The organism is bacterium (assembly GCA_020444325.1).
Lineage (GTDB): Bacteria > Bacteroidota > Ignavibacteria > SZUA-365 > SZUA-365 > BM516.
In genome coordinates this window covers 137311-149832 of the sequence record JAHLLD010000010.1, presented here as the reverse complement: position 1 = coordinate 149832, position 12522 = coordinate 137311, and the positions used below count along the sequence as shown (strand labels likewise).

9 protein-coding genes are annotated in these 12522 nt (G+C 55.3%); all 9 read left to right on the top strand.

Annotated elements, in window-relative coordinates:
• Positions 1-148: 148 nt before the first annotated feature.
• The 9 genes from KQI65_13510 to KQI65_13470 all read left to right on the top strand — a co-directional run bounded on the left by KQI65_13510 (position 149) and on the right by KQI65_13470 (position 12451).
• Complete coding sequence (locus tag KQI65_13510; GenBank protein ID MCB2205757.1) at positions 149-1786, top strand: CotH kinase family protein; 1638 nt, start codon at positions 149-151, stop codon at positions 1784-1786.
• 226 nt (positions 1787-2012) lie between these two features.
• Positions 2013-5063, top strand: a complete 3051-nt coding sequence (locus KQI65_13505) for a T9SS type A sorting domain-containing protein (protein MCB2205756.1) — start codon at positions 2013-2015, stop codon at positions 5061-5063.
• A 198-nt stretch (positions 5064-5261) separates the two neighbouring features.
• Positions 5262-5624, top strand: coding sequence for a hypothetical protein (locus KQI65_13500; GenBank protein MCB2205755.1), 363 nt, complete (start codon positions 5262-5264; stop codon positions 5622-5624).
• Positions 5625-5739: 115 nt separating this feature from the next.
• Positions 5740-6702 (top strand): formylglycine-generating enzyme family protein, encoded by a 963-nt coding sequence (locus tag KQI65_13495; GenBank protein ID MCB2205754.1) that lies wholly within the window; start codon positions 5740-5742, stop codon positions 6700-6702.
• A gap of 23 nt (positions 6703-6725) precedes the next feature.
• Positions 6726-8270: a CotH kinase family protein gene (locus KQI65_13490; GenBank protein MCB2205753.1), complete on the top strand. Its 1545-nt coding sequence runs from the start codon at positions 6726-6728 to the stop codon at positions 8268-8270.
• 39 nt (positions 8271-8309) lie between these two features.
• Complete coding sequence (locus tag KQI65_13485; GenBank protein MCB2205752.1) at positions 8310-9872, top strand: aryl-sulfate sulfotransferase; 1563 nt, start codon at positions 8310-8312, stop codon at positions 9870-9872.
• Between the two features lie 14 nt (positions 9873-9886).
• Complete coding sequence (locus tag KQI65_13480; GenBank protein ID MCB2205751.1) at positions 9887-10948, top strand: hypothetical protein; 1062 nt, start codon at positions 9887-9889, stop codon at positions 10946-10948.
• Between the two features lie 2 nt (positions 10949-10950).
• Entirely contained in the window at positions 10951-11787 is an 837-nt protein-coding gene (locus tag KQI65_13475) for a polyphosphate polymerase domain-containing protein (GenBank protein ID MCB2205750.1), read from the top strand.
• The gene (locus KQI65_13470; GenBank protein MCB2205749.1) at positions 11777-12451 is read left to right on the top strand and encodes a DUF4956 domain-containing protein; all 675 of its coding nucleotides are present in this window, start codon (positions 11777-11779) and stop codon (positions 12449-12451) included. The genes KQI65_13475 and KQI65_13470 overlap by 11 nt, the downstream gene beginning before the upstream one ends.
• The last annotated feature ends 71 nt before the right edge of the window (positions 12452-12522 follow it).

The following is a 12522-nucleotide window of genomic DNA, read 5'->3' as shown; positions in this document are numbered from 1 at the left end:
CAGCCATAGAGTATCCGGCTTTCGGGGCACCTCATCAGACTCTGTTCCGCGGTATTCATCGTGCACGGAATTCCGGGCAGCTCTCGTGAGATGACTTCCTTCATGCAATCGCATGTGCTTTGTAGTTACGACACGGTCCGGAGCGCGTATGTTTTTCAAAAAGCAGCACACCGTCCTGCTGATCCTGGCGATCACATTATTCCATGCGGCGGGAGAACTTTCAGCGCAGCACGTGGAATTCGTTTCCTCAAATCTCCCCATCGTTATTCTCGACACGCAGGGCACGCCAATACCGGATGAACCCAAAATCCGGGCGCATATGGGTATTGTCAAAAATCATGGGGTGAACTGTACCCATCATCCGTGCAATCATTTCAACGGCAGTATCGATATCGAATTGCGCGGCAACTCGTCCCAGACCTATCCGCAGAAGCAGTATCTGCTGGAAACGCTTGATGCGGAAGGGGAGGAAGACAATGTTCCGCTGATGGATTTTCCGAAGGAACACGATTGGATTCTTTTTGCGCCGTATGTGGACAAGTCACTCATGCGCGATGTGCTCGTCTATGAGACGGCACGCCAGATGGGATGGTATGCGAGCCGCACGCACTACTGTGAGCTCGTTCTCAACAATGAGTACCAGGGTGTGTACGTCCTTCTCGAACAGATCAAACGGGATAAGGACCGAGTGAGTATTTCGAAACTCGATGCCTCCATCACCGAGGGGGATGCACGCACCGGCGGGTATATCGTCGCGATCGATCACAACGGCCGGGAGGGTGATATCGGATTTCCCGGCGCCGAGGATTCCATCGGGTACTTCGTGTACTGGCACGTCTATCCGAAGTCCAAGAACCTCAATATTCACCAGCGATGGTATATGCAGGATCTCATCCGGGATTATGAGAACGTCATGCGCAGCGACGAATTCGCAGATCCGGGAACCGGGTATCCCGCGTATCTTAATATTGAATCGTTCGTCGATTACATCCTGATCAACGAGTGGTGCAACAATGTGGATGGATTCGTTGCGAGTTTGTATCTGCACAAGGATCGCAACAGCATTGATCATCGGATTGTCGCGGGACCGGTATGGGATTTCAATCTCGCCTTCGGAAACGCAAACTACAATGATGCCATGCTCACGACAGGCTGGCGGTCACATTACGGTCGCGTTCCATTCTGGTGGCACAGGCTGCTTGAGGACCCCGCGTTCGTTGCCCGTCTTTCCGCACGCTGGCGAGAGTTGCGAACCGGGGTGCTGGCGACGGCGAAACTCGAGCACAGAATCGATTCGCTGGTCGTCCTGCTCAACGAAGCACAGCAGCGGCATTTTACACGGTGGGAACTGCTCGGGACGAGCGTGTGGCCGAATTATTTCGTCGGCGACACCTGGGCTGAAGAGATTTCATATCTCAAGCAGTGGATACATGACCGCTCGAATTGGATGGACGCGAATATAGAGACGCTTGCCTGGGTAGATACCACAACGACCGCGGTCGAACCGGCGCGCGCGCAGCCGGACGCCTTCACTGTGCAGTGCTTCCCTCAACCTGCCAGAGAGGATGTGACGCTTGCAGTCAATTCAGATCGGAATCGTGCACTTGTACTGTGCGTGTTCAATATGCAGGGTGCTCTTGTACGGCGTCGCGATTTACAGGTCATGCAGGCAGAACGCACGATGGTGCGCATTGATATGCGGAAACTGCCGGCTGGTCTGTATACGGTTGCCGTGACGGATGAGCGGGGCCACCGGACGATGACCGTGTTTCATCATCTCAGGTGAGGTGTGCTGTAGGATGCGGGAGAGAGGACAGCAGGCCGAATTCTGCCGGATGGTCTCATGCTCTTCAACGCACTTGCATCAGACAATGAAATCCATAACTTGCGGGAAGAACGAATAGCTCAGAATCACGGTTCATCGCTGCCGTACCCAGAGCAAACCCGGGGGTGAAGACGGTAGTCCACCGCGTAATTTCCATAGAGCGTTCGATCCTTCGATGGATGGTGTTATGCGTGCGTTGTTCCAGTCATTTTTCCCAACGCGAATTTCGCGTTTCATCCTGAACTTCGGTCCCTTCACCAGAGCTGGATACCCTGTTGTCTTCGCTCTCGTCTGCCTGTTGAGCTGCACCCTGTTTTCAGTGCCACTGCAGGCGCAGCCGGATCTTACCATCACCCGAACATGGACGTCCTGGCCCCGCATCGTCACCCACTTCAAGGTCCTGTGTGGCGGTGTGCATCGTGTCGATCTGAAAAAGGAAAATTTCCGGCTGTACGACAACGGTGACGAAGTGACGGATTTCACGCTGCAGACACCGGCACCGGGCGGGAGTCCCTTCTCCTGCATGCTGCTCTTCGATGCGAGCGGCAGCATGGCAGGCACGTATAATGAAGCGGCGAAAACGGCGGGCAAATGCTTCATCAGTCGCATGAACGGCAGCACTGATGAAGCATCGTTGTACTGGTTTACCGAACAGCTCGAACGCGGAAGCGCCATGACGACGCAGAAACCGTGGCTCAAGGCCGCGATGGATCAGCTGCCGGCGTCCGGTGCCACCGCGATATGGGATGCCGTGTACCAGGCACTCGATACTCTGAATCGAGCAGCACACAATTCCTGCAAATCCATCATTCTCCTCACCGATGGCATCGACAACTCCTCGCTCCATACCTGGGAGGATATTGTGGATGCTGCGAACTGGCGTGATATACGCATCAATATTGTCCAGCTCGGGTCCAACAGCATGTACGGACAGATGGTGGCACAGCAGACGGGAGGGAAGAATTTCGTTGTCATGGATACGACCCAGCTGACGAATGCCTATCTCGAGCTGTTCACGGATGCACGTTTCTGTTCCAGTGAATGTGCGCTTACGTTCGACAGGCAATGCGCTGACGGCAGCATGTTCCAGGTCGACCTCCGTCTGGAGCACTTCTGTTCCGGGGCCGATGTCGAATCGTTCAGCCTTCAGGCGCCGCTCGATGCCGGTACCTACCGTTCGCTCGACTTTCATCTCGCGGATGCATACGTGCAGGGAGGAAATGACCTGAATCTGACCGTCTGGCTCGCATCTCCGGTTGATAGTACGGTCTTTCAGCCGCTGAGCGTACCCCTGGTCTTCGACAGGACGAAAATCGAACTGCAGCAGGTGACCGCTCCGCCGGGAACACTGCTCGACGGGGTGCCCCTGACACTGACCTCACGGCAGGATGGCGCACTTATCACAACGCAGGTCAAGCGTCTGATCCACGGAACGGGGCCGTTCCTGGAACTGCATTTTTCTACGGTATCACAGCATGACACCGTGCAGACTGACGTAACGCTGGGAGGAATGTCCTTTGCATCCGGTTGCCTGCGCTCTGATCCCGTGACGGCACAGGTCAGCCTGTTTCCACCTGGTCCCATACCCCTGGTCTACTGTGAGACACAGGGAATGCGCACGCTGCAGTGGGACAGAATGAGTGAGAACTACGCACCGAATCCTTTTCCTGTGATGACACGTTTTCTGAATGCCGGCAGCGCTGACGCGAAGGAGGCGCGTTTTGCTCTCAACTATGACAGCACGATCCTTCACCTCGTACAGCCGCTGCAGGATACTATTATCTATGCGTTCTCGGATATCACACCCGGGAGCCATGCCGCCGTGTCATGGGATCTGGAGACCCCTGTGCGCCTGCATGATGTGAGCACGGAAGTGTGCATTACTGCGTTGTTCGACAACCATCCACCCGTAGAATGCTGCTATCAGGTTGAGATTCCCCGCGCGGACGGCATTCTGCGCTGCAGCTTGTCCGCTCCTGAGATCAAGGTTGACGCCCTGGATTTCCGCTACGAACCCATGCCATTTCCCCTCACTGCCGTCATAAGCAATATCGGCGGTCGTCCCGCCGATGACGTCAACGTCTACCTCGTCCCTCCCGAGAACATGGAGCTTGCCGGTCCTGATGCACCCGACAACTTCAGGAAGTATCTCCGCCGTGACCCTCTGCCACCGGGAGGAACGGACACGCTCGTCTGGATGCTGCAGTACCCTGTGGTCCAGCGCTCCATTACACCGACAGTGCATGCGACTGCACAATCCAATTCCACCGGGGCCAGGAGCTGTGATCTCGAAATCCCCATTCCCGGCATCGATCAGAATGATTTTCATTTCCTGCTCATCGCCAGCGGCGCCCTTGCCATCTGTCCCGGTGATTCCGTATCGCTCGATGCGGGTGGGGGACGCGATGCGTACGAGTGGAACACCGGAGCGACCACACGGCGCATTACGGTGCATGATGCCGGCGAGTACTTCTGCCTGGTTTCATCCGCGCAGCGTCGCGGCAGCTCTGATACCGTTGCCGTATCCATGTTGACTCCGCCCACGCCGCATGTCGTTTCGCTCACCGCGCTCCCGTTGTGTGCCGGAGATACAGCAGTGCTGGATGCTGGGGATGGCTACCTGTCCTACGCCTGGAATACAGGCGACCATTCGCAGCGGATCGAAGTGACGACTGAGGGATATTACCAGTGCGAAGTGATCGATTCGAGCGGATGCCGGGGAATGAGTGACAGCCTCATTGTGACGATGGCGCCGCCGCCCGAAACGCCCGTGATCGAGCGTTTTGGCGATCTGCTCACCAGCAGCGTCGCCTCGCACTACGAGTGGTATCTCGACGGCAATCCGCTGCCGGATTCAGACAACCAGTTTCATCAGACCACGGCAACCGGCACATACCGCGTGCGCATCACCGACGCCAACGGCTGCGAGGCCTGGTCGGAGGAATTCCCCGTCGATGTGCTTTCCATAGAAGTCCTGCCTGCGGAAGTGCGTGCGTTTGATGTGTACCCTAATCCCGCTTCCGCATCGATCAACGTGCAGTTGCAGCTTGTGAAAGAGGAACCTGTGGAACTTGCTCTCACCGATGCACTCGGACGCACGTTGTCACGCAGTATCCGCAAACGCGCACGTGTTCTGCAGGTGACGCTTTCTGGACTGGAACTGCCATCCGGTATCTATCTGCTGCATGTTCGTGGCACATCGTTCAGCATGGTACGCAGAATAGCGCTCAGGCATTGATATTCAAGCGCGATTTCTGGACAGGGAGGGAGTGTCGCCGCAGCTGTTGAAAGAGCAGCAGGAGGGGGTAGAAATACCTGACTGCCTTGTACTTTATGCAGAAACTGCATAAAATTTCACCAAACACATCCATAAAAGGGGATTTGAAAGGAAGCGTTGTGACACCATACCACATGGAACCATTCACAAGGAGGCCACATGGTACTTACGCAGCTTTCCGATCTCATTCTGTTCCTGGTTGCCCTGAGCATTGCGTCCGAACGCCTCGTTGAAATCATCAAGGGGCTCACGCCGTTTCTCCGTGACAAAGCTGAGGACGCACGCGTAGAATCGTGGCGCGTTGTTGTGCTGCAATTGCTGGCAATGGCTTCAGGGATATTTACCGCGCATCTGACCATGCCGGCGGCCGCGGAAATTCTCCCGGAGAGCTGGACGAGCTTTCCGGGCATCCTGGCCCTCGGACTCCTTGCCAGTGGGGGATCAAGTCTGTGGAATGCCGTCCTTGGCTATGTTTCTTCAGTGAAAAACGCAGCGAAGCTCAAGGTCGAGAGCAATAAATAGCTGATTTGCAGGTTTTTTTCGCCGCTACTGAAACTTTCCGGCCCCTGGGTTGTCTTATTTGGGAACGTGCTCTGGCCGCTTCGCTCTTCAGTACTCCACATCTTGTGAGCCCACTATGAAATTCCTTCCGTCAATACTGGCGCTTTCCCTGTTGTGCGTCACGTTCGCGATTCCTGCATGCAGCAGCGACGATGACGATTCCGTGAACAATAACCCCATTACGCCGGAACGTGAAGGCAGTATGGTGCTCATCCATGCCGCCGGGTTCTCATTCACCATGGGCTCCTCAAACGGCTACAGCGATGAGTTACCAGAGCACACTGTACAGCTCACGCGCAATTTCTATATGGACAGCACGGAGGTGACGCAGGCGCAGTATGCTGCAGTGATGTCGGCAGCGTATCCCTCGTATACTTCTCCTGTATGGGCGGCCCCCTACGGTGTTGGCGCCAACTATCCTGCGTACAATGTTGAGTGGGGCGATGCCGCGCTGTACTGTAACGCACTCAGCAAGACCGCCGGGCTGGACACCGTGTATGAATACTCTGCCATCAATGGTGTTCCTGGTAACGGCTGCGTGCTTGCGGACCTTAGCATGTACCCGGATCGGAATGGTTACCGGTTGCCGACCGAGGCGGAATGGGAATTCGCCAGCCGCGCAGGCAGCAGCACGGATTTCTCCTGGGGAAAAGACATCGCGGATTATCCGCTCACCGCTGCCGACAGTGCAGAGATCAGCAGCTACGCCGTGTGGAGCGGAAATTCCTGGAATCATGGTGCTGGTGACAGCCGTTTCGGTGGGCAGCCTGTTGGCGGGAGACAGCCAAATAATCTCGGACTCTATGATATGGCCGGGAATCTGTCGGAATGGTGCCACGACTGGTACGGGGCCGATTTCTACGGCGCATCGCCTTCCGTCGATCCTGCGGGACCGGAAAGTGGTGACTATCATGTGCCCCGGGGTGGGAACTGGGGGAGCGATGCGATTGAACTCCGCTCCGCGAACCGTACGTTCGCTGCACCGGATTACATCTACTACTTTATCGGCTTCCGTACCGTTCGTCCCGTAATACTCTGATCACCAGACCAGACAGCTGATCCATGCGATTCCTGATTCTCATACTGTTCCTCATCATCGCCCCGCAGCTTCACGCACAGGAGGCGGATTCCACCGACATGCTCTTCGATCAGCAGGTCGTCCACACCTGGAATCTGCATTTTTACGTGGAAGGCTATGAAGACAGCCTCCGCTACAATTATGAAAACGGTGAAGAGTACATGCCGGCGCGGCTGGAGTACAACGGTCTCGTTTTCGACAGTGTCGGCGTGCGGTACAAGGGAAATTCCTCCTACCAGATGTCCCGCGGCACTCCGAAGAAACCGCTGAAATTCAAGTTCGATAAATATAAGGACGACCAGACCTGCTACGGCGTCAAGAAACTCAATTTCAGTAATTGTGTGAAGGACCCGAGTTTCGTTCGTGAGATGCTGGCTTACGGTGTCATTGGGGCTTATATCCCGGCTTCCCGCAGTGCGTACGCTGCGATCGAGATTGATGGTGAGCTGCTCGGCCTCTATGTGCAGGTTGAGCAGGTAGACAAGACCTTCCTGAAGCGGCATTATGAAGACAATGATTTCAACCTTTACAAAGCGTCGGATGACGGTGCCACACTCGAATACAGGGGATCGACAGCGGATGATTATCGGGAGGAGCTCGAGCTGCAGACGAACGAGAAGGAGGACGATTGGTCCCGTCTGATCACCATGCTTGATCTTCTCAACAACGAAGCGGATGCGTCCTTCTATTCAACGCTCGAAGGTTGGTTGAACTATGAATCCGTCACGCATCTGCTCGCGTTCAACATGGTGCTCTCGAATTTTGACAGCTATTCAGGTTCGGGCAGGAATTTCTATCTCTATGATGACGAGATCACCGGACAGTTCAACATACTCCCATGGGATTTGAATGAGGCCTTCGGTGCCTACAGCAACAGCTGGGACATTGTGAGGCAGGACGTATTCAATATTTCCAATCTCGATCGCAGGCCATTGAATCGCCGCATACTCGAAAACCCGCAGCTGTTCGCGGCATATATTCGGGCCATTCGCGCGATGATTGATGGCCCCGCCTCGATTGATTCGCTTGCCGTCCGTGCCGCACAGTATCGCACGCTGATCGACCCCTATGTGGCCGCCGATGAAAACAAGCTTTACTCGTATGAGGCTTTCCTCGACAATCTGAGTGAAGAGGTTGTGGTCGGACTCGGCATGAGAATTCCTGCTGTGCTGGGGTTGATGCAGGCGCGCATCGTGGAGCTGCGTGCGCAGCTCGATGTCTATACCGCGGTCGAGCGCCTCGAAGGAAGCGCAACGCGTTTTTCACTCAATGGCATCTGGCCGTATCCATTGCGAGATCACGGTACCTTCCAGGTTCAATCACTCGATGGTGGACTGCTGACGCTTCGCCTGGTCGACGCGCTTGGGCGCACTGTGTATCAGCGACAGGTGATGATGCAAAGCGGCGTGCAGACCTACCCGCTGGATGTTGCAGCCTTCACCGTTGGATGGTACGTGCTTCATCTTCAATTGCAGGAGGAAAGCGGCAGCATCGAACTCGTGCAGCGTCCCATCCTGATTCAACACTGATTCCGGCCCACCTTTCACATACATCCAATTAATGCAATCATGCGCACGCAACGATACGTTCCCATCCCGATCATACTTGTTTCCCTTTTCCTTTCCCTGCCTCTCGCATCACACGCACAGAGCAGTGCCTATGAGGGATATACGCTGTTCAATCCGAACAACAGTCGTACTACCTATCTGGTGGATATGGCGGGCAGTACCGTGCATACCTGGAATCACTCGCGGAACGGGGGCTACTCAGTGTACCTGCTCCCGAGCGGCCATCTTCTGCGTCCATGTGCCACATCGATTCCTGCACTTCGCGGCGCAGCAAGCGCGGGACGCATTGAGGAAGTGGACTGGGATGGCAATCTCGTGTGGTCATTCGACTATGCGGGTAGTACATACGTGACGCATCACGACCTGGAACCCATGCCCAACGGCAACGTGCTGCTTATCGCGTGGGAAGTGAAATCCGCTGCCGAGGCGACGGCGATGGGCCGGAGCAGTGCACGTACGATCTGGCCGGATCATATCATCGAAGTGCAGCCCGACGGCGCTGGCGGTGCAAGTATCGTGTGGGAGTGGCATGCCTGGGATCACCTCGTGCAGGACACGGATCCCTCCAAACCGAATTACGGTGTCATTTCCGATCATCCCGAACGCATCGACGTCAACCTCGGATCGAACCTGGGTCCGGGGGGCGGTGACTGGCTGCACATCAACGGGATCAGCTATAATCCCGAGAAAGACCAGATCGTTATCAGCTCGCATTTCATGAATGAAATCTATGTCATAGACCATAGCACAACGACGGCGCAGGCTGCCGGGAGTACGGGAGGCAATGCGGGGAAAGGTGGCGATCTGCTGTATCGCTGGGGACAGCCATCCAATTACGATGCTCCTGGAACGGATCTGTTCGATGTCGTGCATTGCTCATACTGGATCCCGCAGGGTTGTCCCGGTGCAGGGCATATCCTGGCGTTCAATAATAACAGCAGGAGCCGTGCTTCCGTGGTGACGGAGATTGTTCCGTCCGTCGATCAGGACGGAGCCTATGTCCTCGACAACGGAGCGTTTGGTCCGGCTGCCCCGGTATGGACCTATCAGAACGGTTCCACGTTTTATTCCAACCATCTCGGTGGTAATCAGCGGCTGCCCAATGGCAACACCTTCATAACGGAGGCGACTTCGGGCTACCTGTTCGAGGTCGATGCCCAGGGGAATCAGGTATGGGATTATAACTGGCACGCCGAGATCGCCAGGGCGCTGCGGTATGGCCGTGACTATCCCGGTGTTGCGTCGCTGGTCAGCACAGGCATCGAAGCGGGCGGTGCATATCCTGAAGTCCTCAGCGTCTCGACGTACCCCAATCCCTTTCAATCGCGCATCACCCTTGAAATCACCACGGCGTATCAATGCACAGTTGAAGTTGTGATATACAACATGCTCGGACGACAGATTCGGCGCTTTGAAATTGATGCTGGTGACAGTGCCGTGCAGCAGGTGACGTGGAATGGACGGGATGCCGATGGGATTCAGCAACCATCCGGTATCTATCTATACACCGTACGGTCACCCAATGCACAGACCGCCGGCCGCATCGTTTACGCACAACCCTGACCGAGGATCAGCGCATGTCGCATACGCAGAAAACACGGCTCTCTATCGGAGGAATTGCAATCATCCTCTCGCTGCTGCTGCTTCCGCTCGAAATCCCGAAGAGCATCAGCACGCAGGGGAAGCTGATTCCGTCGAAATCCTGGGTGTTGATGCGCAACGACAATGGCATGATCGTCTCCATTCTTCGTGACAACGAAACGGGGCATGTCCAGCGCTACAATATCACACAGCTCGAACGTGGTGATGCACTTCGATTCACGCTGTCTGATCTCGCACAAAGGGGAACCGTTTCAAAAGGGGATACGGTGGCATGGACCTACTCGACGGACGTTGAGTATGAAATCGCCACACTGCAGGGATCGCTGCGCGTTGCGGAAGCAGCATATGAATCTGCAAGAACCGGTGAAAAACCTTCATTGGTCGAGGCTGCAGAACGTGAGCTTCTCTACGCACGAAAAGCAGTCGATGAACAGCAGGTGGTGTTTCAGCGGCAAAAGGAATTACACGAGCGCAAACTTATTTCCGACGAAGAGTATGAACGTGCGGAAAATCAACTTGAAATGCTGCGTATCAGTGTTTCGATCGCCGAAGCCCGTCTGACTGCCGTGTCGAGTGGTATGAAAACGGAGGACCTGCTTCAGCGGAAGGAAGAACTTGATGCCATTCGCGGAGAGTTGCGGGCAATGCAGCAGCGTCTCGCCCTGGCATCGCATGTCGCGCCGATCAGCGGTGCGCTTCGGGCTACACGGGCAGCGGATACGCTGCTGATTGTGGACGATGCTGCGGAAGCGCTGCTTTTCATGCCGGTTGAGCTCTCGGAGCGGCCGAATATTCCGGCAGATGCCGTGGTTGCGTTTCAGGCAGATGAACTCGGTGTCAGCGGCAAAGCCCGCGTCATCCGTGATGACGGGCAAGTCACGTACTTCGATGGGAAAGCTATTACCATGATCGTGGCGCGTGTAACGAAACAGGATGGCAATCTGCCGCATGGACTCGTAACACAGTGCAGTGTGACTGCAGAACCCATGTCGCTTGGCGCAGCAATTATTGATTTTCTTGGCGGATTGCTGGAGTAGGCATGGCATACCCGAAATTTGAATACAAATACCTGTTCCCGCTCGATCTCTATGAAACGCTGCGAAGCCGAATCGAGGAAATGTGTCCACTCGATCCCTATGCGGTGCGCGAAGCGGATGGCCGTTATACGATTCGCTCAGTGTATTTCGACAGTATCCGCTATCGTGCATACGATCAGAAAGTCGAAGGAGTGCGGAAACGCCAAAAGTTCAGGATCCGCGTTTATGGAAATGAGACTCCCTCGAGCGTCGCGTTCCTTGAAATCAAGCAGAAGGATGGAGCACTGCTGACGAAATACCGTGCACCCGTTCTGTACCGAAATCTTCCCGCCCTGTTCACCGAGAACAGCTACATGCATTATATACGCAGCGGCACCGGGGCCGGCGTTGATCGCAGCAATGCGCGCCGCTGGATGTACTATTGCGTGCGCAAACAGTTACGGCCCGTGGTACTTATCAACTACGAGCGAAGCGCGTTCGCCGGTGTTGAGAACTTCGACCTTCGCATCACGCTTGATACCAGCATCCGGGGAGAGATGTACCCCGGGTTGACGCGCATGTTTGACGACAGTAAAGCGCGTCCCGCAATGAAAACGCATGGCATACTCGAGGTCAAGTTCACTATCGGTGTCCCGATGTGGATGCGCAATATTATCCGTGAGTACAACCTTCAGCGGCTCGCACTTTCCAAATACACGATCTGTATCGATGCGCTGAGTCATGATGCGCGGAGCAGCTGCTTCACCGGAACCGCGCTGGATCGAAGCGAACGTGCGGCACGGCATCTCTCATGTATGTTTACCCAGTTTCAAACCCCGGCAGCGACAGATGTTTTCTGATTTTCAAAATCTCCAGATTTTCCAGATTACGCTCGAAGACATCGTTGCGAATCTGCTCGTGTCCATGTTGTGCGGCATGTTCATCGCATTCGTATATCGCAGGACGTACAAGGGCCCCGGATATACCATGTCCTATGTGCATTCAATTGTGCTGCTGACCGTTATCACGACGATGGTGATCATGATCATCGGCAACAATCTTGCCCGCGCGTTCGGCCTCGTCGGTGCGATGTCCATCATTCGATTCCGCACGGCCGTCAAGGAGACGTACGACATTGTATTCATCTTTTTCGGACTCGCTGCGGGGCTTGCGGCGGGGGCGGGTGCGAGGATGATTGCGGTGGTCGGAACGCTGTTTATCGGGGGCATCGTCTTCGTGCTGGCGCGATCACGGAGTTTCACCGGTGTTGGAAGGGAATATCTTCTGCAGTTTTCCGCCCGGCAGAATGGCACTGCGGATCCCCCCTACATCCAGGTGCTTGACAAACATTGTCGTCAGCACCGCGTGGTCAACGTCAAGACCGCGGATGATTCGGATGCGCTTCTGCTCTCGTATTTCGTGCAGTTGAGGAAGCAGGATAGAAATCAGGATTTTCTCAGGGATCTCCGTGCTGTTCCTGGTGTCCGTCAGATCAATCTGTACTATGATGAGGAACAGTACTGAATCTGCGTGACAGACGTGGATGAGGTTTATGAAAAGGCCCCCTTCCGGAGCACGGGAAGGGGGCCTTTTCA

Excerpts from the sequence above, each read along its gene's own strand:
- KQI65_13475 (MCB2205750.1), top strand. The coding sequence starts at position 10,951 with ATGGCATACCCGAAATTTGAATACAAATACCTGTTCCCGCTCGATCTC.
- KQI65_13485 (MCB2205752.1), top strand. The coding sequence starts at position 8,310 with ATGCGCACGCAACGATACGTTCCCATCCCGATCATACTTGTTTCCCTT.
- KQI65_13510 (MCB2205757.1), top strand. The coding sequence starts at position 149 with ATGTTTTTCAAAAAGCAGCACACCGTCCTGCTGATCCTGGCGATCACA.
- KQI65_13490 (MCB2205753.1), top strand. The coding sequence starts at position 6,726 with ATGCGATTCCTGATTCTCATACTGTTCCTCATCATCGCCCCGCAGCTT.
- KQI65_13500 (MCB2205755.1), top strand. The coding sequence starts at position 5,262 with ATGGTACTTACGCAGCTTTCCGATCTCATTCTGTTCCTGGTTGCCCTG.
- KQI65_13480 (MCB2205751.1), top strand. The coding sequence starts at position 9,887 with ATGTCGCATACGCAGAAAACACGGCTCTCTATCGGAGGAATTGCAATC.
- KQI65_13505 (MCB2205756.1), top strand. The coding sequence starts at position 2,013 with ATGCGTGCGTTGTTCCAGTCATTTTTCCCAACGCGAATTTCGCGTTTC.
- KQI65_13495 (MCB2205754.1), top strand. The coding sequence starts at position 5,740 with ATGAAATTCCTTCCGTCAATACTGGCGCTTTCCCTGTTGTGCGTCACG.
- KQI65_13470 (MCB2205749.1), top strand. The coding sequence starts at position 11,777 with ATGTTTTCTGATTTTCAAAATCTCCAGATTTTCCAGATTACGCTCGAA.